Below are 24,638 nucleotides of genomic sequence, written 5' to 3' on the forward strand. Positions count from 1 at the left end.
TGCGGAGAAGTGCGGTCGTCAGGCATTCCGAACCCACGTGTGTGAAGGTCAGGGCCATCTACCGCTGACAGAATCCCCGCCGAATAGCGCTCGCCGCGTCCGCGGTGCTCGGCACGGTCGTTGGCGGGCGGCTCACGGGGCTCCTGGCCCGGGTCTGAGTGACCCTGCAGCGCAGGAACGTGACCCCGCATCGCAGGAAGGTGACCCCGCAACGCAGGAAGGTGACCCCGCAACGCAGGGAGGTGCGGCTTAGGCTGGGCGCATGAGTGCACCGGAGCGGACGCGCGTGGCGGTGGTGGGCGGCGGGCCCGCGGGCATGGTCCTGGGGCTGCTGCTCGCGCGGGGCGGGATCGACGTCGTCGTGCTCGAGAAGCACGCCGACTTCCTGCGGGACTTCCGCGGCGACACCGTCCACGCCTCGACCCTGACGCTGCTCGACGAGCTGGGCCTCGCGACGGCGTTCGGCCGGCTGCCGGCCAGGCTCCTCGACCGCGCAGAGATCCGGCTCGACGCCGGCACCGCCCGCCTGACCAACCTCGGCGCGTCCATACCCGGGCGGCACCGCGGGATCGCGCTCGTGCCGCAGTGGGACTTCCTCGAGATGCTCGCGAGAGCGGCCGAGGAGGAGCCGTGCTTCACGCTCGTCCGCTCGGCCGAGGCGGTGGGCCTGGCGCACGACGGCGCGCGGGTCGCCGGGGTTCGCTGGCGCGAGTACGTCCCGGGGGCGGGGGCCTCGCCGGGCGGGGCGCAGCGGGAGGTCAGGACCCTCGCCGCGGACCTCGTCGTCGCGTGCGACGGGCGCGGGTCCGCAGTGCGGGACGCGGCGGGCCTCGTGGCCCGGCGGTTCGGCGGGGCGATGGACGTGTGGTGGTTCCGGCTCCCGCGCCGCGAGGGCGATCCGGCCGGCGGGATCGGGCGGCTCTCGAGCGGGTCCTTCCTCATCAGGATCGACCGGGGCGACTACTGGCAGTGCGGCTACGTCATCCCGAAGGGTGCCGATGCCGAGCTGCGGGCCGAGGGCATCGAGGCGTTCCGCGAGCACGTCGCCAGGCTCGCCCCGGAGATCGCGGACCGGCTCAGTGAGGGGCCCCGGTCGATGGACGACGTCAAGCTCCTCGACGTGCGCATCGAGCGCCTCCCGCGCTGGCACCTGGACGGGCTCCTGTGCCTCGGCGACGCCGCGCACCCGATGTCCCCGGTGGGCGGGGTGGGCATCAACCTCGCGATCCAGGACGCCGTCGCGGCGGCGCGGATCGTCGGCGGGCGGATGCGCCGGCAGGCGGGGCCCGTCCCCGAGTCGGTGCTCGCCGCCGTCCAGCGGCGGCGGTGGTGGCCGACGGCGCTCCTCCAGGGGTTCCAGCGGATGGCCTACGCGCTCGTCGTGCGCAGGGCCCTGGGACGGAAGGACCTCCCCCGGCGGGAGCCGCGCGGGATGCCGCTCCCGCTGCGGCTCCTCACGCGATTCCCGGCCCTGCAGCGCTTCCCCGCGTACTTCGTCGCGATCGGGCCCCGGCCCGAGCATGCGCCGGAGTGGGCCCGGCGGCCCGAGCCGCTCTGATTCCTATGAGTCCGGCGGCGCGCCCGGGCGACACACGACGGCGGCGACGCACCCGCGTGGGTGCGTCGCCGCCGTCGTATGTCGCGTGGTTATCCGGGCCGCGGCAGCTCCCCGCCGCCCCGGGACCCTACGCGACGGGCTGGGTGGATTCCTGCTGGGCGAACTGTGGGAGGCGGGCGCTCAGGAAGTGCTCGAGCAGGGCGCGCGCCGGATCGGTCGGATGTTCGGCCATCTTGCCGGCGAGGGCGTCGCGGGTCGCGTCGTCGAGGGTCTCGTCGTCCAGAACCTCGCGCATGATGTCGCGGGCCTGCTCCCCCACGATCGCGGCGGTGAGGGCCCTGGCCTGCTGGTCCTCGTTCTGGGTTTTCCACTCCATGGGCACGACGGTAAGGGCAGACAGATCGTTCTGTCCACGCGCCACGCGGTGGCCGCCAGCGGTGCGGTAGGGATGGGCCCGATGGGGTAAAGCTTTTGACATGGTCTCGCGCGACGCAGCCGGCACGACAATGTCTTCCCCTGACCCCTCTCGGGCCAACGGCAGACGCCGCGACGGGCCGCGGGAGCGCATCCTCGACACGTCCTTCGAGCTGTTCTCCCACCGGGGGATCCGTGACGTGGGCGTGGACGAGCTGATCGAGCGCTCGGGCGTGGCCCGGGCGACGTTCTACCGAAAGTTCCGCTCCAAGGACGAGCTCGCGCTTGCATACCTCGACCGCTGGTACCGGGCGCGCAGCGCCGCGGTCGCCGAGGCGACGGCACGCCACGGCGGGAGCGGCGAGGCGGCGCTGCTGGCGATCTTCGACGTGTTCAACGAGTGGTTCCAGCAGGGCGCGGCCGAGGTGAGCTCGTTCCTGCACGTCATGATGGAGATGGGCGCGGAGCATCCCCTCGGCAGGGCCAGCATCGAGTACCTCGCCCGCACCCGGGAGGAGATGGCCTCGCTCGCCCGCTCGGCCGGGCTCCGCGACCCCCAGGATTTCGCATGGTCGTGCCACATCCTCATCAAGGGCGCGATCGTCGCCGCCGCCGAGGGCGACCAGCGGGCTGGCGAGCGCGCACGGGAGATGGCGTCCATCCTCATCGAGCACCATCGGGTGGCGAGGTCCTGAGCGGCCCGGGAGCCGTTCCCGGCGGTCACGGCCGGGCGGTCGCGGTGGGGCGGGACGATGGCCTCTGGAGTGCGCGGTCCGGCGCGCCGACAATGGGGGCAGGCGCCGCGGGTCAGTTCCGTGGCGGTGGGGCCGGAGGAGGTCCGTCATGTACTGGAACGGCCAGATGGGCGCTTGGTGGCAGGTGCTCATGAGCCTGGGCTTCGTTCTCTTCTGGGCCGCGGTGATCACGCTCATCGTCCTCCTCGCGCGGTCCCTCCGGGCGAACCAGCTCCGTGGCAGGCAGGGCTGGGGCGGCGGCCCCGCGCAGTCGCAGGGCTGGGGCGGCGGGCCGGCGCAGCCGCAGGGCTGGGCCTCGGCTCCGCAGCAGCCGGGCTGGGCTCCCCCGCCTCCGGTGCCGCCGGGACAGCCCGAGGCGATGTACGCCGGGGGCCGGGCCGAGGATGTGCTCGCGGAGCGCTTCGCCCGCGGGGAGATCGACGAGGCCGAGTACCGGGCCCGCCTCGACGTCCTGCGGCAGCAGCGCGGGGGCGCCTGAACAGGCTCCCGGCCCGGGCCAGGCCCCAGAGCGTGCGCGACTATTCGACCCGCTCGAGCACATCCCCCGGCGGCGCGTCCCGCGATACCTTGAGCGCATGAACATCGAAGTCGAACCGGTCAGCGTGACGGTCTTCCGGAAGCGGGACGGAACCTGGTGGACCAGGCTGTGGGACGATTCGGGCGCCCTCCTGAAGGAAGCTCCCATCCCCTGGGACGGCGAAGGCGACTTCTACACTCGAGGGCTGGCCTTCGTGCGTCTCCAGATCCCCGATGGCTACGACTACCTGAACTGGGAGGAGCTGGGGGACGAGACCTACACGGCAGTCCTGCGCCGGCTAGACCCGCACGCCGGCCTGTAGCCGTCCGCGATCCCTCTAGGGTGACTTCGTGAGGACCGTGGGGATCGACCTGGCGGCGGATCCGAAGAAGACCGCCGCCGCCGTGCTCGAGTGGTCGGCCGGGGAGGCGCGGCTCGCCGAGCTCTCGCTCGGGGTGACGGACGACGACGTCGTGCGGCTCTTCGGGGAGGGCGACGCCCTGGGCGTCGACTCGCCGCTGGGCTGGCCGCGGCCGTTCCTCGAGTTCCTCGCCGGGCACGTCGGGTCCGATCCCGGGCCGGTGCTGGCGCACGATGGCATCGCCGGCCGCCGGCGGCTCGCGTACCGGGAGTCGGACCGATTCGTCACGGCGCGCACGGGCCTCGTCCCGCTGAGCGTCTCCGCGGACCGGCTCGCGCACCCGGCCATGCGCTGCGCCGTCATCCAGGCCCGGATCGCCGAGGCCTTCGGGGCCCAGCCGCGCGACGGGTCCGGGCGGCTGGTCGAGGTCTACCCCGCCGGGTCGCTCAGGGTCTGGGGCCTGCACGCCCGGAAGTACAAGGGCGCCGGGGCCGAGCCGGCGGCCGTGCGGGCCGGGATCGTCGACGCGCTCACGAGGGCGGCGCCCTGGCTCGCGCTCGAGGAGCACCGGGAGGCGCTGGCCGCCTCGGACGACCTCTTCGACGCCGTCGTCGCGTCGCTCACGGCGCGCGCCGCGGCGGTCGGGGCGACGTGGCGGCCGGCGCCGGAGGTGGCGGAGCTGGCCCGGGACGAGGGCTGGATCCACCTGCCGAGCGGGCCGCTCGCGGACCTGGCGCCGTGACGCTTGGGCGACCACGCGCCGTCGTGCGCCGCTCTCTCGGACCCCTCGAGTGGGTTGCCGCCGGCTCCGTAGCAGGCCGGGGCCTGCCAGGGCTGATTCGGGCACCTAGTCACGGGGCCTCAACTCCTTCGGGAGCGGAACGTTGGACCAGATGATCTTCTGCATACGCTGATTCCACTCCTCCTGCGTCTCCGGGCCGGGAGGGCGGGTGGCAGCAACAAGGTCCTGGAACTGCCGCTCCCAGAGAGCGAGTTCCGCCTCATGCTGTTTGCGCTTGAGACGGCGCGACTGGCGCATGAACTCCTCGTAGCTCCCGCTCACGAGGTGTAGCCCTGCCGGAGGCAATGAATGTTCATGAGGGCACCTTAGGACCGGGGTCCGACAGTCCTCAGAATCCATGCCTGGCGCTCGAAGGGCCTCCTCAAACGTCTTCGATCGGCGTGGCTGCCGCACTATCGCAGGAGAGTTTGCCCGCCGTTCGAGTCCTGTCGGACCCTGCCCCTAGCATGGACTCTGCCAGTGATCGCCCGCGGAAGGAGGCCGGCATGGACTTCTTCGCCGTCCGCGCCCTCCGGGAGAACCATCCAGGCTGGTCGCTCCTGTGCGCCCAGACCGCTCCCCTCGCGCTGGGCTTCTTCATGGCCGCCTTCACCGTCCCGAACCGGCGCAACCTCGGCCGGCAGGAGCTCATCGACGCGCTCGACGACGTCCTGTTCCGCGTCCGCGCGAGCCTCGGCGAGGACGCGTTCCCCCGGCCCGCGGCCGAGTACCTCGACGAGTGGGCAGGCCCCGAGAAGGCCTGGCTGCGGAAGTACTACGCCGAGAGCCGCGACGAGCCGGTCTACGATCTCACGGCGTCCACGGAGGACGTCGTCCGCTGGGTCGAGTCCCTCGAGGGGCGCGAGTTCGTGGCCACCCAGTCGCGGCTGTCCGGGATCTTCGCGCTCCTCAAGGCCCTCGTCCAGGGCTCCGAGACGGATCCCGAGGTGCGCCTCGCCGAGCTGCGCGCGGAGCGGGACCAGATCGACGCCGAGATCGGGCGGGTCGAGCGCGGGGAGGTCCGAGTCATGGGAGCGCCCGAGGCCCGGGACCACCTCCAGCAGCTCACCGCCCAGGCCAAGGAGCTCCTCGCCGACTTCCGCGAGGTCGAGCAGAACTTCCGCGCCCTCGACCGGCAGGTGCGCGAGCGCATCGCCACGTGGGAGGGCACCCAGGGGGATCTGCTCGAGGACATCTTCGCCAACCGGCAGGACATCGCCGGCTCCCTCCAGGGCCGCACCTTCCAGGGCCTCTGGGACTACCTCATGTCCCCGTCCCAGCGCTCGGAGCTGCTGGGCCTGCTCGAGCGGGCCGGCCACATTGAGGCCCTCCGCGGGCTTCCCGAGCTCGAGGCCCTCCCGGCCATGCACCAGGACTGGCTCCCGGCCCTCGAGCAGACCCAGGCCACCGTCCGCCGGCTCTCCCAGCAGATGCGCCGCCTCCTCGACGACAAGGTCTTCCTCGAGAACCGGCGCATCGTCACCCTCATCCGCAGCATCGAGGGCCACGCGCTCGCCCTCCGCGACAGCCCGCCGCGGGGGACGGTCGCCGAGATGCCCGCCCAGCACGTCGAGGTCGGGCTGCCGTTCGAGCGCCCGCTCTACTCCCCCAGCGGCCGGGTCGCGGTCGACGACGCCGTGGAGGTCGCGGACGATGGCGGGCTGGACGCCGAGGCGCTCTTCGGCCAGTTCGCGGTGGACCGCGAGCGCCTGCGCGGCCAGGTCGACGCGGTGCTCGAGGCGGCGGACCAGGCGACGCTCGCCGACATCGTGGACGCGTACCCGATCGAGCAGGGCCTCGCCGAGGTCGTGGGGTACTTCCAGCTCGCGGCGGAGTCGCCGTGGGCCGAGATCGACGCCGGGCAGCAGCAGCGCCTGGCCTGGACCCTCCCCGACGGGGAGATGCGGGAGGCAGTCGTGGAACGCGTCATCTTCGTGAGGCCGGCATGAGCATCGGCGAGCCGATCAGCGGCCCCGGCCCGGCGCCGTCGTCCGCGCCGCACCCGGACGAGCTGCCCGCCGTCGTCACGCGCCTCTTCAAGGGCGTCCTGTACCGCGAGGCGGACGAGAAGCTGTGGCAGTCCCTCGGCGAGCTGAGCTCGCACGTGCAGGACCACGTCTCCGTCCTGGGGCTCGAGCTGTTCCTCGACGACGCCGAGGGCTACGCGTTCCTGCGCTCGCGCACCGACGCGGACGCCGAGCTGCCGCGGCTCATCCCGCGCCGGCAGCTCACCTTCACCGTGAGCCTCCTCCTCGCCCTGCTCCGGGCGCGGCTGGCCGAGTTCGACCAGCGCAACGAGGAGACCCGGCTCGTCATGAGCGAGGCCCAGCTGCGGGACATGCTCGCGGTGTTCCTGGCCGAGACGAGCAACGAGGCGCGGATGCTGGACCAGCTGAACGCGACGATCAAGAAGGTCGTGGAGCTCGGCTTCCTGCGCCGAATGCGGGGGCAGGAAGCGGAGTACGAGGTGGCCCGGATCATCAAAGCGTTCGTGGACGCGCAGTGGCTCGAGGAGTTCGACGCCCGGCTCGCCGACTACCGCGCGGCCCTGACCGAGGGGGACGGCGCGTGAGCGTGGACGAGCAGGAGCAGCTCTTCAGCCTCGAGGGGCTCGCAGACGAGACGGCGCAACCGGCGGGAGACGGCCAGGGGCTGCGGCCGGGCTTCCGGCTGCACCGGCTCGAGCTGCTGAACTGGGGCACGTTCGACGGCGGGGTGCGCACCTTCCGCCTCGACGGCGAGACGAGCCTGCTCACCGGGGACATCGGCTCGGGCAAGTCCACGGTGGTCGACGCCGTCACGACGCTCCTGCTGCCGGCGCACCGGATCGAGTACAACAAGGCCGCGGGCGCGCAGCGGAAGGAGCGCACCCTCATGTCCTACGTGCGCGGCTTCCACAAGAGCGAGCGCACGGCCGCCGGGGACAGCTCGAAGCCGGTCGCGCTGCGCGGGCCGGGCAGCTACTCGGTGGTCCTCGGCGTGTTCCGCAACGAGGCGCTCGGGAAGGCCGTCTCGCTCTCGCTCACGCTGTGGGCCACGCAGGAGGCGGGGCAGCCGAGCCGCTTCTACAGCGTCGCCGGGCGGGAGCAGGGCATCGCCGGGGACTTCTCGGACTTCGGCGGCGACCCGGCGAAGCTCAAGCGGACCCTCCGGGCCGCCGGGGTGGACGTCTTCGACGACTTCGGCCGCTACGAGTCCGCCTTCAAGCGCCACTTCGGGATCACGAGTGGACAGGCCATGGAGCTGTTCCACCGCACGGTCTCGATGAAGCAGGTCGAGAACATCACGCAGTTCGTGCGCGACAACATGCTCGACGACGACGACGTCCGGGCGAGGATCGACAACCTCCTGCACCACTTCGACGACCTGACAAAGGCGCACGACGCCGTGCTGCGGGCCAAGGACCAGATCGCCCGGCTCGAGCCCGTGCGCGACGGCGCCGCCCGGCACGACGAGCTCGCCGCCAGGGAGAGCCGCGGCCGGGCGCAGCGCGACCAGCTCAAGCCCTGGTTCACCGCCCGGCGCCTCGAGCTGAGCCTCGAGCACGAGGCCGAGCTGGCCCGGACGGCGGAGCGCCTCGAGCGCGAGCGCGGCGAGCGGCTCGCGGAGGAGCTCGCCGTGGAGCGGGAGCTCGCGCAGATCCGCGAGGACCTGCGCACGCAGGGCGGCGGCCGGATCGCGGCCATCGACGCGGAGATCACGGACCTGACCGCCGGGATGGAGCGGCAGAAGTCCAGGCGCTCCGCCTACGCCACGGCCGCCGAGGGGCTCGGCCTGCCCGATCCCGTGGACCGCGTCGGGTTCGACGACAACGCGAGCCGGCTCGACGCCGTCGAACGCGGCCTGCGCGAGCGCGGCGAGACCCTCGCGGACGAGCAGGCCCGGCTCCTCGCCGAGCGCAACGAGGCCGAGGCGCGCCGCGCCGAGCTCGACGCCGACGTCCGCAGCCTCTCGGCCCGGCAGAACCTCCTGCCCCGCCAGCAGCTCGAGCTGCGCGCCCGCCTCTGCGTCGGCGCCGGGATCGCCGAGTCCGCCCTCCCCTACGCCGGCGAGCTCCTGCGCGTGCGCGACGGCGAGTCGCTCTGGGAGGGCGCGGCTGAGCGGACCCTGCGCGGGTTCGCGCTCTCGCTGCTCGTGCCCGAGGAGCACTACGCGGCGGTGAGCTCGTGGGTCGACGCGAACAACCTCCGGGCGCGGCTCGTGTACCTCAAGGTCGGGGCGTCGTCCGGCTCCGCCGTCCCGACGGCCGAGCCGGGGACGCTCGGGTCCAAGATCGCCGTCAAGCCGGGCACGCCCTTCCGCGAGTTCCTGCTCGGCGAGCTGGCCCGCCGGTTCGACCACCGCTGCTGCGAGAGCCTCCAGGACTTCCGCCGCTCGCCGCGCGCCGTCACGCCGAACGGGCAGCTCAAGACCGGCGGCGGTCGGCACGAGAAGGACGACCGCCGGGACCTCCGCGACCCGCGCGGGTACGTCCTGGGCTGGGACAACCACGAGAAGATCGCCCGGCTGCGTGCCGAGCTCGAGGACGCCGAGGGGCAGCTGACGGTCCTCGGCGGGCGGATCGACCGGGTCGTCGAGGGCCTCGGCGGGCTCGCGCGCGGCCAGCAGCACCTCGGCGGCCTGCGCGGGGTCGCGTTCGAGGAGATCGACTGGCGCGGCACCGCCCGCAAGATCGACGCCCTTTCGGAGGAGAAGGCGCAGATCGAGGGGGCGAGCGACGCCCTGCGCGAGCTCGCCGCCCGGGAGGCCGACGCCGTCGTGCGCCTGGGGCGGGCCCGCGAGCGCGTCGCGGCGGTGCAGCGGCGGCAGGGCGCGAACGAGGCCGAGGAGCGGGCGATCGCGGAGGCGATCGAGGAGTGCCGGGCGGTGCTCGCCGAGTCGCCGGTCACGGACGACGCCGGGCTGCTCGCCGAGCTCGCGGAGCTCGCCGCCGGGGTGCTCGGCGAGGAGCAGCTGACGTACAAGACGGCGGAGCGGGCGCAGAGCCGCGTGCGGGAGCGGCTCACCGGGGAGCTCGACGCCCTGAACAAGCAGGTGGCCAGGGCCGCTGAGCGCACCATCAACCTCATGGCGGCGTTCCGCGCCGCCTACCCCGCCGAGGCGACCGAGTTCGACGAGTCCCTCGACGCCGCGCCGGAGTACAACCGGCTCCTGGCCCAGCTGCAGGGCAACGACCTGCCGCGGTTCGAGGAGCGGTTCAAGGAGTCGCTGAACCAGAACACGATCAACGAGGTCGTGGGCTTCAACGCCTTCCTCGACGCGCGCAAGACGGACATCGCGGCCCGGATCCGGGAGATCAACGCCTCCCTCGCCGAGATCGAGTACAACCCGGGCCGGCACATCCAGCTCGAGCACCAGCCCACCGCGGACTCGGACATCCGCGAGTTCGTCGCGGACCTGCGGGCCTGCTCGGAGGGGACGCTCGGGGCCGAGGAGCAGTACTCGGAGCAGAAGTTCCTGCAGGTCGAGAAGCTCGTGGAGCGGTTCCGGGGCCGGCAAGGCCTCACCGCGCTCGACGCGCGCTGGACGGCGAAGGTCACCGACGTGCGGCAGTGGTTCACGTTCAGCGCCTCGGAGCGGTGGACCGAGACCGGCGAGGAGCACGAGCACTTCACCGACTCGGGCGGCAAGTCCGGCGGGCAGAAGGAGAAGCTCGCGTACACGATCCTCGCCGCGGCGCTCGCGTACCAGTTCGGGCTGGCCCGCAGGGCGCCGGGGGGCTCGGTGGGGGCGAGCGGCGTGGCCGATCGGGGTTCAGCCCAGCGGGGCCGCCCCGAGCGGAGCTTCCGCTTCGTGGTCATCGACGAGGCGTTCGGGCGCGGCTCGGACGAGTCGGCCCGCTACGGGCTCGAGCTGTTCCGGCGGCTGCGGCTCCAACTGCTCGTGGTCACGCCGCTGCAGAAGATCCACGTGATCGAGCCCTATGTGGCACACGTGGGCTTCGTGGCCAACCCGACCGGGCAGGACTCGCGGCTGCGCAACATGACGATCCAGGAGTACCGCGACGAGCGGGACCGGCGTGCCGGCTGGGCGCGCCGCGCGGGCCGGGGCCGGGCCGGGGTGGACCGGCGTCGCCGAGCTCAGGGCCCTCGCGCAGCGCTCGTGGGACCGGGGCGAGCTCGTGCGGGAGGCGATCGCGCCCACGGGCCTGTACCCGCGCCGTCGTCCGCTCAAGCGGCCGACGGCGGCGCAGCTGCGGGACGACTACGCCGCCGCGCGCGAGTGGGCCACGCGGCTGCACGCCGCCGCGGGGCCGTTCCGGGTCGAGACGACGGAGGCCGGGCGGACGACGATCGGGGCGAACCTCGTCCCGTCCGCGGTCGTGTTCGACTCCCCCGGGGACGAGGCCGCGTTCCTCGGCCAGGGGCGGGAGCTCGAGGCGTTCCGCCGCCTCGCCGGCGAGGTCCTCGCCGCCGAACCCTCGCTCGAGGGCTGGCTCCTGCGGCGGCCGCTCCAGGCCCTCGAGGCGGCGGAGCGGCTGCCGGACCTCGTGCGGGCGGCACGCTGGTTCGCGGGCCATCCCTCCCCCGGCCTGTACCTCCGGCAGCTCGCGCTGCCCGGCATCCACACGAAGTTCCTCGAGGCGCACCGCCGCCTGCTGGACGAGCTCGTCTCGGCGCTGGACCCGGACCGGCCGCCGGGCGGGTTCGAGGCGCGGCACGGACTCCTGACCGAGGCGCCCGCCGTGCGCTTCCGCCTCCTGGACCCCGCGCTGGCCTTCCCCGGCGGGGCCACGGACGTCGTGCTGCGCGTGGACGACTTCGCCCGGCTGCGCCTCGACGTCGAGATGGTGATCGTGGTCGAGAACAAGGTGACCTTCCTGTCCCTCCCGCCGATGCCCCGGGCCGTGGCGGTCTTCGGGGCCGGGTTCGGCTCCGGAACCCGCGTGCCGGCCTGGGTCGCCGACGCGCGCCTCCTCTACTGGGGCGACCTCGACTCCCACGGCTTCGCGGCCCTCGACCAGCACCGGGCGGCCCATCCGCATGTCGAGAGCCTGCTCATGGACCGGGAGACGCTGATGGCGCACCGGGAACTGTGGGTCGAGGATCCGAAGCCGACGCGGGCGGCGCTCCCCCGGCTGACCGAGGCGGAGTCGGCGGTCTACGCGGAGCTGACCGGCGGTGGACTCGGGCCGGGCACGTGGGCGGGCGTGCGCCTGGAGCAGGAATACGTGCGCTGGGACTGGGCAGTGGAACGTCTGCTCCTGCCCGATGTTGTGGAACACGCGAACTCGCCTTCTGGCAATCTCAGTGATCCCGCCTGTAGCGTCGCTCCTGCCAGTTCGGAATCGGACATAGGGGAAGTCATGACCGAAGAGCCTCTGAAGGCGTACAACCTGTTCCTGAAGGTGCTCCGCGAGCATCAGCCCGTGCTCCTGGGTCGCTGCGAGGCCAAGGATCCTCTTGAAGGTGAGCGTCTGAGCAATCGGAAGATCGCGGAGTACCTGATGGACAATCCGAAAGCGGAGTTCGAATGGGCCCAGTTGCGAGCGGCCGACAGCGACAAGCCGGTCATCCACTGGAAGGACGCCCCGGAGCCGCAGCAGCTCCCGCGATAAACGACGACAACCCCGGCAGTCTTGCCGGCGACGCGATTCATCCGCGCTAGCGAGGAAGGGAGCGACGGCGTCACCAGCCGCCGCGGGTTGGCGTGCGCCCCTTCCCGGCGTCGTCTGGCATGGCCATTTCGGCCCGCAGGCCGAGGAGCCGGATCGGACGGCCCGGTTCGATGTCGACTGCGAGGTCCAGGGCCCGCGCGAGGACTTCGTCCGGGAACGGGGCGTACCTAATCTTGAGAGTCAGCCCGATCACCGGCCTTCCATCGGCCACGACGTCCTCGAGACGTGCGCCGTCAGCTCCCTCACGGCGTCGTCCACCATGGCGGTCGAGGTCGGGTCGCGCTGCGCGTACCAGGGCCCCATCCTGGGGCCGAACTCCGGGACCAGGTCTTGGGGATCGCAGCCGGCGAGCTTGGCGACGGTGTTGATTCCGAGATTGGCCAGCCGGCCGGACACCTTGGTCCCGACGCCCACAGCTCCCTGGCCGGCCGGCTTGCCGAATCCGGTGGCGACCTTGGCCCGGACCAGGATGTCGCCGATGCCCACGCTGCAGTGCAGCCGCATCCGCTCCAGGACGGCGGCCCGCACCTGCCGGGCGTAGGCCTCTGGATCCTCCGTCTCGATGCCCACGAAGGCCTCATTCCAGCCCAGCACCTGCGCGGTGGCGCCGGGCTGCTTAGCCGCGATACGCGAAGAATTGGACGAGCTCACGCCAACAGGTCGTACAAGATGATGATGGCGCCGCATGCGACCATGTTCCCCGCCTGCAGGTACACCCCAACCGTGAGTCCTACACCAAGAAATGCACAAATGACGAGCGAACCATCAGAGGCTCTAGGATGAGGCCGAAGCTGGACTGAACAGCCGGAGAGGGAGAGCAATCGCATGAAAGCCGTCGAGTCCAACCTGCTGAAGTTTCTGCAGGCGTCGCCGCAGTTCGTGATCCCGATCTACCAGCGCACGTACAGCTGGACGATCAAGGAGTGCCAGCAGCTCTGGGACGATGTCATGCGCGCCGGCAAAGACGACAAAGTCAACGCCCATTTCATCGGCTCGGTGGTCTACATCCAAGAGGATCTGTACCAGGCTTCTCGGCAGTCGCCTCTGCTCGTGATCGACGGACAGCAGCGCCTGACTACTGTCTCACTGATCCTTGAGGCCCTTGCACGGCATGTCGAGGGTGAGCCTATTGATGGATTCAGCGCCCTCAAGATTCGCCATTACTTCTTACAGAACCCTCTCGAGTCAGGGGACAGGGGGCACAAGCTGCTTCTGACTCAGAATGACAGGACGAGCCTGCTCGCTCTTGTACGCCAGCAGCCACTTCCTGACAATAGCTCGATCCGTGTTAGGGAGAACTTCGAATTCTTCGACCAAGCGGTCGAAAAGCTCGATTCGAACCTTGATGCCCTGTGCAAAGGCCTCCTCAAGCTCATGATCGTCGACGTATCACTCAGCCGCGGACAGGACAACCCGCAGTTGATCTTCGAGAGCATGAATTCGACCGGTCGGGAACTGAGCCAGGCCGACCTGATTCGGAACTATGTCCTCATGGGGCTCGATCCAGATCATCAGACGCAGCTGTACGAAGCCCACTGGCGTCCCATGGAGACACGCTTCGGTCAGGAATCCTACGGCACTCACTTCGACCGCTTCATGCGCGATTACTTGACGATCAAGTCCTCTGATATCCCGAATGTCAAAGCGGTCTACGAAGCGTTCAAGGACTATGCCACCCTCGGTCCAATCGCCAATGCCGGCGTCGATTCACTCGTGCAGGACATCGAACGGTTCGCGAACTACTACTGTGCGATGGCCCTGGGGAGGGAGCCCGACAAACGCCTGGCCGAAGCCTTTCAGGACCTCCGAGAGCTCCGAGTCGACGTCGCGTACCCGTTTCTGCTGGAGGTGTACGCGCGCTACGACGAGGAACGGCTGAGCCGAGACGACTTCCTCATGATCGTTCGGCTCGTCGAGGCTTACGTGTTCCGGCGTTCGGTCTGCGCGATCCCGACGAACTCGCTCAATAAGACGTTCGCCACCTTTACGCGAAACCTCAACGATGACTCCTACCTCGAAAGCGTCCAGGCGGCGTTCCAGTTGCTGCCTTCTTACAGACGCTTCCCGAACGATGACGAATTTCGCCGCGAATTCGAATTGCGGGACATCTATAACTTCCGCAGCCGTAGCTACTGGCTGCGTCGAATCGAGAACGATGGCCGCAAGGAGCGCGTGCCGGTCGATGAGTACACGATCGAGCACATCATGCCCCAGAACAACGACCTCCCAGCAGCCTGGCGAAACGAGATAGGGCCCGACTGGGAACGCGTGCACAAGACCAAGCTCCACACACTGGGAAACCTCACCCTAACCGGCTATAACAGCGAGTACAGCGACAATCCCTTTGCCGAGAAACGGGACAGGGCTGGCGGTTTCCGCGAAAGCCCTCTACGCCTCAACGCCGGACTCGGAACGACTGCCAGATGGAACGAAGACGCGATCGACGCGCGCGCCGCAAAGCTCTCAGAAATCGCAACGCGAATCTGGCGAGCGCCGGACCTCCCCACCCACGTTCTCGACTACTATCGGCCGGCCAGTACTCCAGCAGTCGCAGCCTCCTACGCCATCGACGACCACCGCAACCTGACGGCCGGAACGGCGACCCGTGACCTCTTCGAGCAGTTCCGCAAAGAGGTCCTCTCCCTCGACCCGGCAGTGACCGAAGAGTTCCTGAAGCTGTACATCGCCTACAAAGCAGAGACCAACTTCGTCGACGTCATCCCCCAGACGACTCGCCTACTGTTGTCGATCAACATCCCATTCCACGAGCTGAACGACCCGCGCGGACTGGCCCGCGACGTCACCAACCTCGGCCGATGGGGGAACGGCGACTGCGAAGTATTCCTCGACTCGAGCACCGAACTTTCTTACATCCTAAATTTGGTCGGGCAGGCGTTTGAGCGACAGATGGACATTGATCCGGCATAGCCCGGGTGTATGCCCGGCACCAGGGACCAATCAGCCGGAAGGCGGCTTCCTTATATCCATATTTCGCTGAAATCGCGTCTGATTTAGCCGGGCCAATCGCGTCCGGGAGCGACGCCGTCACCAACCGCCACGGGTTGGCGTGCGCCCCCGACGGGCGTCGTCGAGCATGGCCATCTTGGCCCGCAGGCCAGGAGCAGGATCGGCGGCCCGGTTCGATGTCGGCTGCGAGGTCCAAGGCCCGCGCGAGGACTTCGTCCCGGTCGAAGGTCTCGGGAATCTTCTTCCCGTGGGTCGTGGTGACGAATGGGGCGTACCGAATCTTAAGGCAGCCCCCCGACCACGGGCCTTCCATCGGCCACGGCGTCCTCAAGAACGTGCGCCGTCGGCTCCCTCACGGCGTCGTCCACCATGTCGGTCGCGGTCAGGTCGCGCTGCGCGTACCAGGCCCCATCCTGGGGCCGAACTCCGGGACCAGGTCCTGCGGGTCGGACGCCGCGAGCTCCGGCCGCCGAAGCACCTCGACCGCCGGGATGAACTGGTCCAGATCGACGTGCACCACCCACCGGATTCCACGCACCCCACCAGTCTGCCCACAACAGCGTTGGGTCATGAAGAGTGAACCGTCCGCTCCGAGCATAGGTGCCTATCTCTCTCGCTGGCATAGGACTACCATTTCTACACATACCGTCGCGTCTGGGGGCGCAGCCCGAGGAAGAAGCCCACCGTGGTCGCCCCCCAGCCCCAGTCGATCAGAACCCCCGACGGCGGCACCCTGGCCGTCTACAGCTACGGCACCGGGCCGGGCGCCGTCCTCCCCGCAGGCAGCCTGACCCGCACCGTCCTGTACGGCAGATTCGCCAGCAGGCTCTCGACCACCATCCCGGTGCACGTGTACGACCGGCGGGGCCGCGGCCGCTCGAGCCCGCAGCCGGCCGACTATTCCATGCAGACCGAACTGGACGACTTGAAGGCCGTTCTGGACGCCACGGGGAGCTCCGTCGTCCTCGGCCACAGTTACGGCGGCGGCATTGCGCTAGAGGCCGCGCTGCGCCTGCCGGTGAGCCGGGTCGCCGTCTACGATCCCGCCGTCAACATCGAAGGATGCCTGCCGACGCGAATGCTGCCCCAGCTGGTCGACGCGGCGGCCAGAGGAGACCACGTCCGGGCCGTCATGGTCTTCTCCCGAGTGGTCGACCCGCGGATGCAGAAGGTGCGTCTGCCCGACCCGGCCAGCCGGGTGCTCCTGTGGGCCGCCTCCCGCCTGACGAGGGATGGACGCGCGTGGAAGGAGATGGTCCCCGCCCTCGCCCAGGAGATCTCCCTGCTGGACAGCAGCCGGGCAGCCCCCGATCGGTACGGCGGCATCGCTGTCCCCGTCCTGCTGCTTGCCGGCGCCAATAGTCCCCGGTACTTTCACACGATCGCCTCCAACATTGCCGCGTCCCTCTCGAGCGGCACCAGCCTGATCGTCCCGAGAGCGGACCACGGCGCCCTGCACCACCCGTCCGAGACGATCCTCACGCTCTTCCGGCGGTTTCTGGGGCAGGGGGTGTAGGGTCCTGCAGGCTCAGGCCGCGTTCTCGGGGCTGGGCCTCCGCTCGAGCGTGGTGACCAGAGCCGCCATGGCCAGGGTCGCGACGCTCAGCACAGCCAGAAGGGTCCCGCCGGGAGTCTGGAAGCTGAAGATGCCCAGGCCGTGCGCAATGACGGCCCCGACCATGGTGGCCAGAACCGACGCGGCGATCGCCCCCGGCACTGGGCCGCCGCGTCGCCGTGAGAGGCAGAGGAGCACGATGCCGCCGGCCAGGGTGGTGGCGCCGCCGAGGAACAGGATCCACAGGGCTGCGTCGGCCCCCTGCTCCGCCAGATCGTGCCGACGGGTGCTGCCGATCGTGATTCCGAGCCACAGCAGCAGGTCGATCGTTGCCGTGACGATGGCGACGACGCCGGCGGCGATCCGGATCCGAGAGCGTGCGTGGTGGGCCGAGATTAGGGCTTGGGCGCCCGCCGTAGTGCCATGCGTGATGTCCATGTCCTTGGAAGTCACTGGATGTGCCCGCGGCGGCGCTGTTCCCCGAGCCAGCCCGGGTACTCGTCCAGCACCATCCCGTAGAGGTCCTCGGGGCGGGTGGTGTCGACGTCGCCGACCGGCTTGTAGTCGGCATTGTCCACGTACCGGTCCTCGAGGTCGTCCACCTTCTGCAGGAAGGCAATGCTCTCGCTGCCGATGGAGAAGAACTGCCAGAAGACCGGCGCGTACGAGGCTCGGGTGAGCTCCGCGACGGCCGCGGTGCGGCTGTTCGGGGCGCCATCTGTCAGGAATACCGCGAGCACGGGCTGCCCGTCGGAGGCCCCGACGGGCTCTACACTGCGGCGGCGCAGGAGCCCGCCAGACGTCTGCGGGGTGAAGCCGTAGTGCTGTAGGACCGTGGCGAACGCCGCCGCATAGTCGGTGGTGCCCATCCGGCGGCGGCGGACGATGTCATCGATGACGCCGCGGAAGTTGTCCAGAGTCACCGTGCCCTCGAAGCGGGCGGCGGAGTCGAAGGTGAACAGGTCGATCTCGCCGTCGTCATCGAGATGGACGCCGAGGGCGAGGACCTTCTCGACGAGGCGCTGCATGGCCCCGCTGCCGTACTGCTTGCTCATCGAGCCCGAGTAGTCGAGCACGAGCGCGACCTTGGACTTCTGCCCGCCCAGACGGGCCGTGTCGACGGCCGCGGCGGCCGTCTTGGCGAGGCTGAGCAGCTCGGGAGCCTTCTGCTCCACCTTGTCCAGTGTGATCCCCATCGCTGTTTCCTTCCGGTGCTGGCCCGCCAGCTAGTGAGGTCAGGCGGGGTGTTCCCTGATGATGTGTGCCAGTCCGGCACGTGGTTCACATGCATGCAGCGGGCGAGGGGAGCGGAAGTGTCCGCGCCCCTCGCCGCTGTCACTTGTCGCAGGCCCAGCCGTCACTGTCGCCGTCGAGGGCAGGGCGGTAGCCGGGCTGCGAGATGTGCAGCGGGGCCACTCCGGCCGCCCTGACGGCGTCGCAGTTCTTGTAGTAGACGCTCGAGGGAGCCGGCGCCGCAGGTGCCGGTGCTACTGGAGCGGGAGCCACGGGTGCTGGCGCTGGCACGGGAGCCGGAGGGGGAGCAGGGGCCGGGGCCGGAGCTGGCGCGGGGGCAGGCGCCGGGGCCTGCGTCGGCTCGGGTGCCTTCTGGTTGGTCGGGGCGGTCTGGTCCGGGCAATCGCTGAGGATGCGCTTCATCGCGTCGTGCTCGGCCTGATTCACCCACAGGCTGTAGGTGGCCTTCACCGAGATCTGCCGGGCCACGTACTCGCAGCGGAAGGCCTTGTTCGGCGGCAGCCACGTGGCGGCGTCGCCGTCGCCCTTCTGCTGGTTGATGGGCCCGTCGGTGGACTGCAGGTTGAGCGGATCGTTCGCGAATGCGGTCCGCTGGGCCAGGCTCAGCTGCTGGGCGCCCTTCTGCCAGGCGTCAGAGAGCGCCACGACGTGGTCGATCTGCACAGCAGCGGAGTTGGGGCCGCGGACGAAGTCGATCCCGGTGCCGGTGTACGGGTCCTCGAGCCGCCCCGTCAGGACGACACAGTTGTTCGTCCCGGGCTTGAACGTCTCCCCGCTCAGGTCGCGGGCGAGCATGTCGTTGCGGGTGTCGCAGCCGTTCCGGTCCACGTCGGCCCACGCCTGGCCGAACTGCGTCCGGTCGTAGCCCGTCTTCGGGGCCCGTCCCTTGATCGGGAGCGTCGCTAGCAGGTCCAAGGCCTTGGTGGCGTAAGCCGGCTGCTCCTGGAGCACTGAACCCTCTGCTGCGACGACCGCGTCAGCATCCAGCGGCGCGATATCGGACGTCGTCGGAGTCGGCGTAGCCGTGGGGGTCTGGGCCGGGGCCGACGGCGCGGCGACGGCAGCCGGATTCTCGGACGAGGACTGGGCAAGCCGGTCATCCGTCGCCGACCTCGGGGCGACAGCTGCCGCCACGACGAACAGGACGAAAGCTGCGCCCAGCACGGCCCCGCCCATCTTCCGGCCGCCCGGGATGCGGGCCCAGGACCGCCTCCCCGTGGCCACGATGTAGAGGCCCGTCAGGACTGCGGCAAACGACAGGACGAGCAGGAAGCCGGCGAAACCTCCTCCTACCAGGAGCAGGATGGCGAGGAGCGCGACGATTCCGCCGACGATCCACGTCGAGCGGCCGGGCTTTCCCGGAATCTTCGCTCTGCGGCCGTCAGGCGGCAGCTGGGTGTAGCCCATATTCGGTTATCCCCCATGGATAAAAGTTCTGACGACCTCCGAAATCGACGGAGGCATGAGCCGGAGTCTAGGGCTCATTCCCGATCACCAGTGACCGGGTTCGGAAAGACGAGTACACAAACCAAGAACACGTAGTTATGGCGTGACCACAAGCAGTCTGGAGGTGCCGTCTCCCTCTCTGATGATTCGAACGCTCACCCCACCCAGGACGAGATCGTGACCGCCGAGGAAGGCGCCATAGCGCCTGAGCCTCTCGTGAGCGGGAAACGAGCTGAAGTGAGAGGCCGCATCGTGGAAGAAGATGGCTGGCAAGGAGAGACCCGCGAGCATCTCTTCCCGGTGCGCGGCAAGCTTCCTGTCCACTCTGGTGAGCTGGTCGGGGGTGAGCAGCAGCACGAGCGCGAGCACCGCCGCCACCACGAGACTGATGCTGTTCACTGTCACGGCGAAGGCGAGCACGAATCCGAGCACGACCAGCAGTGAGCGTCCGCCGACGTTGATGATCCTCGACACGTTTCGATGCATGGCGATTCTGGCGAGCAGCAGGCTGGCCTCCGCCATGGCGAGCAGCTGGCCGTCATCGAGCACCAATTCCTTCACGAGCCTGCTTCCATCAGGCAGCACACGGTCCTCCTCGCCAAACTGTCGAATTCGCACGGCACACCACCCTTCATTACGCGCCCTACAGAAAATGCTTCCAGAGGTAGTCGCGCCGAACGGCTTCATCGGGAATTCCTCGGGGAATCCTCGGCTATGCGCCAACGTCTCAGGCAGCAGCTCCGAACTGCCGACTTCATGAATCGTGTCCCCGAGCGGCTGTCAGATGTGGGGTCGCGTGGTAGAAAGGCCACGTATTCCGTGCGCCGGCACTGCTGGCGAAGGGCCTACCTCGGGGGGAACCATGATCGACTTGACCAACGGCTCGCTGTTCAAGCTACAGCCCATCAACATGCAAGACGTCGCCGGCGACATCCAGCCGCTGCTCGTCCAGGGCGAGAACCCCATCGCGGCGTTCCGCGGGATCCGCGACTTCGTGACCTTCACGGACAAGCGGATCATGACGGTCAACATCCAGGGGATGACCGGCAAGAAGCGCGACTTCACGTCCCTCCCCTACTCAAAGATCCAGGCGTTCTCGGTCGAGACCGCGGGGACGTTCGACCTCGACGGCGAGCTCGAGATGTGGTTCAGCGGCCTCGGCAAGGTGCGGCTCGAGTTCAAGGGAAACGTCAACGTGCAGGGGCTGTCGCAGCTGATTGCTCAGTTCGTGCTCTAGGTCGAACGACCGTGGCGCGCTCGCTTCCCGAATCCCCCGGCTTCGAGGCGGGGCACGAGGCCGAGCGGGCCGTCTGGGAGCGGCTCGTCGACGCGCTGCCGGACGACGCCGTCGTCTGCCACTCCGTGCAGGTGCGCGACGGCGCCGCCGAGCACGAGATCGACCTGCTCGTGCTGTGGCCGCACGTCGGCATCGCGTGCATCGAGGTCAAGGGCGGGCGTGTGAGCGTCGACGGCGGGCAGTGGTACCAGTCGGACCGGGGCGGGAAGCACCGGATCAAGAGCCCGGTCGCGCAGGCACAGTCGGCGATGCACGGCTACCGCAACATGGTGGGCGACCACCTCGGCACCCCGCTCACGAGCCGCATGGTCTACCTCGCCGCCTTCCCGTACACCGACGTCCCCCACAACTGGACGATGGCCGGCGTGCCCCGGAGGCTCGTCCTCGACCGGCGTGATCTCGACAGCCCGCTCGATCTCGCCGAGGCCCTGCGGGGCGCGATCCACGCCGAGGCTTCCGGGCACGCCACGCTCGCCCCCGCCTACGCCGCGCGCCTCGAGCGCTTCGTCGCCGGTTCGCTGGCGGAGGACGACGGCGGGCAGGGGCCGGCGGTCGAGTCCGAGGACGTGCAGGACACGCTCACGGAACGGCAGTCCGTCCTGCTCAACGCGACCCGGTCCCTCCGGCACGTGCGATTCATCGGCGGCGCGGGCAGCGGGAAGACGTGGCTGGCCGTCGAGAAGGCCAAGCGCCTTTGCCGCCAAGGCCTGAGGGTGGGTCTGTTCTGCTACAACAAGGGGCTCGGCGAGCACCTCGCACGCCAGACCAAGCGCTGGAAGCACCGGCAGCCCGTCTTCGCGGGCGAGTTCCACGAGTATGCCCTGAGCCTCGGGGTGCCTCCAGGCTCCGGGCAGGAGTACTTCGACGCCGACATGCCCAGGCTGCTCGCCGGGATCGGGTCCCGTCTGGACCCGTCCGAGAAGCTCGATGCGATCGTCGTCGACGAGGCGCAGGACTTCGCGCCGTCCTGGTGGGAGGCCCTCCTCTCCTGTGTCCGGGACCCCGACCGCGCCACGGTGTACGCCTTCATGGACAGCCAACAGGACGTCTACCGCCGCTGGGACGGCGCCGACCTCGCCCAGTCCCGAGACGCCGTCGTCCGCTTCGCGCCCCTCCACGTCGACGACAACCTGCGCAACACGCGGCGGATCGCCGAGACATTCCGCTGCTTCGCCGGCGAGCACTTCACCCCGCGCACCGGGACAGGGCTGCCGGTTCGGCTCGTCCAGGCCGCCACAGAGGATGCGCTGGACCGGGCATCCGACTGCGTCGACGCGCTCCTCGAGGACGGCTGGGCGAACAACCAGATCGCCCTGCTCACGACACGCCGACGGCACCCGATCCACCAAGAGGCGTTCGACGCCGGCCCGGAGGCGGTCGCCGAGTACTGGCGTGCCTTCCACGACGGCGAGGGCGAGTTCTACGGGCACGTCCTCGGCTTCAAAGGCCTGGAGCGGTCGGTCGTGATCCTGTGCGTCGACGGGTTCAAGGAGATGGCCCGCGCCGCCGAGCAGCTCTACGTGGGGCTGTCGCGGGCGCGGAGCCTGCTTGTCGTGGTCGGGGATCCGGAGATCATCCGCGAAGCGGGCGGGGACGAGATGGCCCGGGCGCTTGCGTCGGCAGAGGTGTGGCAGCCGTAGCCCCTTGCAGACACAACTGTGCCGCCCCAATTCCCCACTACGAGTGCCGTGATGCGAGTTCTACATAAAGCCGTTCCACGACAGCAGGGATGAGCTTCGCACCTACGCTCTCGGACAGTTCCTCGCGGTAGTGATCTACCCACAGGGCGACCTTCGCCTGCAGATTCGGGGGCAACCCCTCGAAGTGCGAGGTATTCCTGCTCGGTATGCTCTCGTCCAGTCGCGTTTCTTCCGCCGGGGTAGCGTTCGACGGCGATTGGGGTAGGTCACCCAGCTCTGGCACTGTGAAGGGATCGGCGACCCGGGCAATCGTCTGCGGAACCGCGTGCTCGGATGCAGCAACTGATGGATCCACGAATGGATCGGCTGCTGCATCGCGATCGCCATCGCCATTCGGCAGCAAGTCCCGCAAGACCCCTGGAACTCTGCCTGCCGGGATCACCAAGTCAAGCATCGTAGTCGTGCGTGTGAGGGCGATGTAGAGCAGACGGAGTCCGTGGGGCATCTCCACGATTCGCTGGGGATCAACGACAATTACAGCGTCGAACTCCAGTCCTTTGGCGTCCGCGGGAGTAACGAGATTGATGGATCCTGAGAGCTCTCCCGAGGTCGATTCTGCCCATTTGAGCCCCTCGTGGCGGAACTTCGTCCGCAATTCCTCCCAATGGTCGGGATGAGCGATGATGCCGACGAAATAGCCTCGACTGCGATCGATGACTGCTTGGGCCACTGCCGCGCCCAATTCGTCCTCTGGCACCAGGCTCCACACGGGTGCGTGGTCGACCTCCCGGAGAACCAGAGGCGGCTGAACCGCCGGCGCGGCCGACGCCAGCACAGGGACGGCTAGGTCGAAGGCCTGTTTCGGGACGCGGTAGCCGTGCTCAAGTGGGGCCACTTGAGCAATGAGCCCGAGCTCCAAAGCGCGGATAACTGGATCCCATGAGTCCCGGGCGTGGGGACCGGTTGACTGCGCGATGTCACCGACGACGGTCATGGAACCATTGCGCGATCGGGCACGCAAGGCAACCAGCTCCATGTAGGAGAGGTCCTGCGCTTCGTCGATGACGATGTGCTCGTACTTCTGGGGCACTTCTCGCATCAGCGCCTGAGCCAGGTCGACTACCGCAAGGTCCGCCCTCGTCCACGGTTCGTCGGCGATGCGAGACGCCATCGGCCGGTAAAGGAGCTCCAACTCCCCGTGGGAGAACTCCTTATTCGCCTTCGTGAGCCGGTCGCGCGACCCGTAGAGCTCGCGCACCAGCTGAGCGGGCGTGAGCTGCGGCCACATGCGCTCAACAGCTCCTTCGACTGAGGCAGGATCCAACAAGCTCTCCGGATCAATCCCCCGGGCATTGCCCAATCGATCAGCACAGGCTTCCACGAGTCGCCGTCGGAGGTGAAGGCGTCCTTCGGCATACGGGATCGGCTTGATGCCGTCAAACAGGAGTTTCGCTTCCTGAGGGCTGAGCCTAAGGGCAGTGGCCGAATTCCTCCTGCGCACCAGGACATCGTCCTTGGGGACGCGCGGACGGAGTCGGATTGCCCGGTTGAGGAGCCCCGCCATTGGTGCGGAGCCTTTGAGGGCAGCGGTCTCGTCCCCTTCCTCACCGCGGACCCTGATCTCGCCCCTGAGGACAGCCTCGAGGGACTGCTGCACGACATCCTCGTCGCCTAGGCCAGGGAGTACCTTCCGGATGTAGCGGGCGAATGTCGCATTCGGCCCGACGATCAGGATGTCTTGAGGTTGCATAGACTCTTGGTGGTTGAAGAGAAGCCACGACACGCGATGCAGGGCTACGGCCGTCTTCCCCGTCCCCGGTCCGCCCTGGATGACCAGCAATTGGTCTTTGTCCTGCCGAATCAGCTTGTCCTGGGCCGCTTGGATGGTGGAGACGATGTCTGCCATCTCGCCCGTCCGCTTGCGGCTGAGGACATCCTGCAGGAGCTCGTCGGCACCGTAGCTGAATGTCTGGAGGGCCTCGAGCCGTTCTGCGATCTCCTGAAAGACCAGATCGTCAAAATCCCGAATTTCGTTATAGGGAGCGTTGAAGGTCCGTTTCCACGCTAGTCCTTGAGGGTCAGATGGGGAGGCCTGGTTGAAGGCCGATGCTGCCGGCGCCTGCCAGTTCATGACCAAGAGGTTCTTCTCATGATCGAAGATCGGAACCTTGCCGACGTAATAGGACTCGCCGTCCGAGGTCGTCATGCGCCCGAAGGCAACAGGTTCATCGGCAGAGACGACAGGACGTTTAGCTGCCGCAGCCTTGAAGGCCCTTCGCTCGACGGCGGTGCCTCCCGAAGAACCGTTCTTCAGCCACTCCGCTGCCTCAGACCGGAAGTCGTAGGCGACGTCAAAGTATTCCTGCTCTGCGCGGATCACCTCGGCCTTTCGGCCGAGCGTCGCGGATGGCTTTTCTGTCAACTGTCCCCCCATGAGATGGCTGTCCGATGATGATCGGAAGATTACAGCGTCGG

At 69.0% G+C, this 24,638-nt stretch carries 19 protein-coding genes and 3 pseudogenes; 14 read left to right on the top strand and 8 right to left on the bottom strand.

Annotated features, from left to right (window positions below; all coding sequences use genetic code 11):
- The first annotated feature begins 262 nt into the window (after window positions 1-262).
- Window positions 263-1,558 (top strand): FAD-dependent oxidoreductase, encoded by a 1,296-nt coding sequence (locus BV907_RS14175; RefSeq protein ID WP_077490388.1) that lies wholly within the window; start codon window positions 263-265, stop codon window positions 1,556-1,558.
- Window positions 1,559-1,685: 127 nt separating this feature from the next.
- On the opposite strand, the gene BV907_RS14180 is transcribed toward BV907_RS14175, so the two are convergent.
- Window positions 1,686-1,934, bottom strand: coding sequence for a hypothetical protein (locus tag BV907_RS14180; RefSeq protein ID WP_077490389.1), 249 nt, complete (start codon window positions 1,932-1,934; stop codon window positions 1,686-1,688).
- Window positions 1,935-2,064: 130 nt separating this feature from the next.
- Here BV907_RS14180 and BV907_RS14185 point away from each other — a divergent pair, with 130 nt between their 5' ends.
- The 9 genes and pseudogenes from BV907_RS14185 (at window position 2,065) to BV907_RS19145 (ending at window position 11,944) form a co-directional block, all read left to right on the top strand.
- Window positions 2,065-2,667 (top strand): TetR/AcrR family transcriptional regulator, encoded by a 603-nt coding sequence (locus BV907_RS14185; protein ID WP_245827987.1) that lies wholly within the window; start codon window positions 2,065-2,067, stop codon window positions 2,665-2,667.
- A gap of 148 nt (window positions 2,668-2,815) precedes the next feature.
- Window positions 2,816-3,205 carry an SHOCT domain-containing protein gene (locus tag BV907_RS14190; protein ID WP_077490391.1) on the top strand — a complete coding sequence of 130 codons (390 nt, stop codon included), beginning with the start codon at window positions 2,816-2,818 and terminating at the stop codon, window positions 3,203-3,205.
- A gap of 97 nt (window positions 3,206-3,302) precedes the next feature.
- A complete protein-coding gene (locus BV907_RS14195) occupies window positions 3,303-3,566 on the top strand; it encodes a hypothetical protein (RefSeq protein ID WP_077490392.1) in 264 nt (87 codons plus the stop codon).
- 28 nt (window positions 3,567-3,594) lie between these two features.
- On the top strand, window positions 3,595-4,347 hold the full coding sequence (locus tag BV907_RS14200; protein WP_077490393.1) for a DUF429 domain-containing protein: 753 nt from the start codon (window positions 3,595-3,597) through the stop codon (window positions 4,345-4,347).
- Window positions 4,348-4,892: 545 nt separating this feature from the next.
- Window positions 4,893-6,335 (top strand): DUF3375 domain-containing protein, encoded by a 1,443-nt coding sequence (locus BV907_RS14210; protein ID WP_077490395.1) that lies wholly within the window; start codon window positions 4,893-4,895, stop codon window positions 6,333-6,335.
- Window positions 6,332-6,958, top strand: a complete 627-nt coding sequence (locus BV907_RS14215; protein WP_077490396.1) for a DUF4194 domain-containing protein — start codon at window positions 6,332-6,334, stop codon at window positions 6,956-6,958. Before BV907_RS14210 ends, BV907_RS14215 begins: the two co-directional genes overlap by 4 nt.
- A gap of 2 nt (window positions 6,959-6,960) precedes the next feature.
- Window positions 6,961-10,236 (top strand): annotated as a pseudogene (locus BV907_RS14220) (ATP-binding protein); the annotation flags it as partial.
- 271 nt (window positions 10,237-10,507) lie between these two features.
- Window positions 10,508-11,527, top strand: a pseudogene (locus tag BV907_RS19800) (DUF3322 domain-containing protein); the annotation flags it as partial.
- Window positions 11,528-11,692: 165 nt separating this feature from the next.
- Complete coding sequence (locus BV907_RS19145; RefSeq protein WP_217697947.1) at window positions 11,693-11,944, top strand: hypothetical protein; 252 nt, start codon at window positions 11,693-11,695, stop codon at window positions 11,942-11,944.
- A 70-nt stretch (window positions 11,945-12,014) separates the two neighbouring features.
- Here BV907_RS19145 and BV907_RS14230 read toward each other — a convergent pair.
- Window positions 12,015-12,622 (bottom strand): annotated as a pseudogene (locus BV907_RS14230) (DNA polymerase IV); the annotation flags it as partial.
- A 207-nt stretch (window positions 12,623-12,829) separates the two neighbouring features.
- Here BV907_RS14230 and BV907_RS14235 point away from each other — a divergent pair.
- The gene (locus BV907_RS14235) at window positions 12,830-14,932 is read left to right on the top strand and encodes a DUF262 and DUF1524 domain-containing protein (RefSeq protein ID WP_077490397.1); all 2,103 of its coding nucleotides are present in this window, start codon (window positions 12,830-12,832) and stop codon (window positions 14,930-14,932) included.
- 421 nt (window positions 14,933-15,353) lie between these two features.
- Here the strand turns inward: BV907_RS14235 and BV907_RS19805 are convergent, their stop codons facing one another.
- Window positions 15,354-15,509: a hypothetical protein gene (locus BV907_RS19805; RefSeq protein ID WP_425441643.1), complete on the bottom strand. Its 156-nt coding sequence runs from the start codon at window positions 15,507-15,509 to the stop codon at window positions 15,354-15,356.
- 147 nt (window positions 15,510-15,656) lie between these two features.
- Here BV907_RS19805 and BV907_RS14245 point away from each other — a divergent pair, with 147 nt between their 5' ends.
- Window positions 15,657-16,487 carry an alpha/beta fold hydrolase gene (locus BV907_RS14245; protein ID WP_077490398.1) on the top strand — a complete coding sequence of 277 codons (831 nt, stop codon included), beginning with the start codon at window positions 15,657-15,659 and terminating at the stop codon, window positions 16,485-16,487.
- A gap of 12 nt (window positions 16,488-16,499) precedes the next feature.
- On the opposite strand, the gene BV907_RS14250 is transcribed toward BV907_RS14245, so the two are convergent.
- The 4 genes from BV907_RS14250 to BV907_RS14265 all read right to left on the bottom strand — a co-directional run bounded on the left by BV907_RS14250 (window position 16,500) and on the right by BV907_RS14265 (window position 19,913).
- Window positions 16,500-16,964, bottom strand: coding sequence for a hypothetical protein (locus BV907_RS14250; protein WP_077490399.1), 465 nt, complete (start codon window positions 16,962-16,964; stop codon window positions 16,500-16,502).
- Between the two features lie 11 nt (window positions 16,965-16,975).
- Window positions 16,976-17,722, bottom strand: coding sequence for a VWA domain-containing protein (locus tag BV907_RS14255; protein ID WP_077490400.1), 747 nt, complete (start codon window positions 17,720-17,722; stop codon window positions 16,976-16,978).
- 139 nt (window positions 17,723-17,861) lie between these two features.
- Complete coding sequence (locus tag BV907_RS14260; RefSeq protein ID WP_077490401.1) at window positions 17,862-19,187, bottom strand: GmrSD restriction endonuclease domain-containing protein; 1,326 nt, start codon at window positions 19,185-19,187, stop codon at window positions 17,862-17,864.
- Window positions 19,188-19,322: 135 nt separating this feature from the next.
- Window positions 19,323-19,913 carry a hypothetical protein gene (locus BV907_RS14265; protein WP_175637470.1) on the bottom strand — a complete coding sequence of 197 codons (591 nt, stop codon included), beginning with the start codon at window positions 19,911-19,913 and terminating at the stop codon, window positions 19,323-19,325.
- A gap of 175 nt (window positions 19,914-20,088) precedes the next feature.
- On the opposite strand from BV907_RS14265, the gene BV907_RS14270 reads away from it, so the two are divergent.
- Together BV907_RS14270 and BV907_RS14275 are read left to right on the top strand one after the other, a co-directional pair.
- Complete coding sequence (locus BV907_RS14270) at window positions 20,089-20,463, top strand: PH domain-containing protein (protein WP_077490403.1); 375 nt, start codon at window positions 20,089-20,091, stop codon at window positions 20,461-20,463.
- Window positions 20,464-20,474: 11 nt separating this feature from the next.
- Complete coding sequence (locus BV907_RS14275) at window positions 20,475-22,163, top strand: nuclease-related domain-containing DEAD/DEAH box helicase (protein ID WP_077490404.1); 1,689 nt, start codon at window positions 20,475-20,477, stop codon at window positions 22,161-22,163.
- Window positions 22,164-22,200: 37 nt separating this feature from the next.
- Here BV907_RS14275 and BV907_RS14280 read toward each other — a convergent pair whose 3' ends face one another.
- On the bottom strand, window positions 22,201-24,585 hold the full coding sequence (locus tag BV907_RS14280; RefSeq protein WP_175637471.1) for a HelD family protein: 2,385 nt from the start codon (window positions 24,583-24,585) through the stop codon (window positions 22,201-22,203).
- Window positions 24,586-24,638 lie beyond the last annotated feature (53 nt).

The sequence above is a fragment of the Sinomonas mesophila genome (assembly GCF_001999765.1).
Classification (GTDB): Bacteria; Actinomycetota; Actinomycetes; order Actinomycetales; family Micrococcaceae; genus Sinomonas; species Sinomonas mesophila.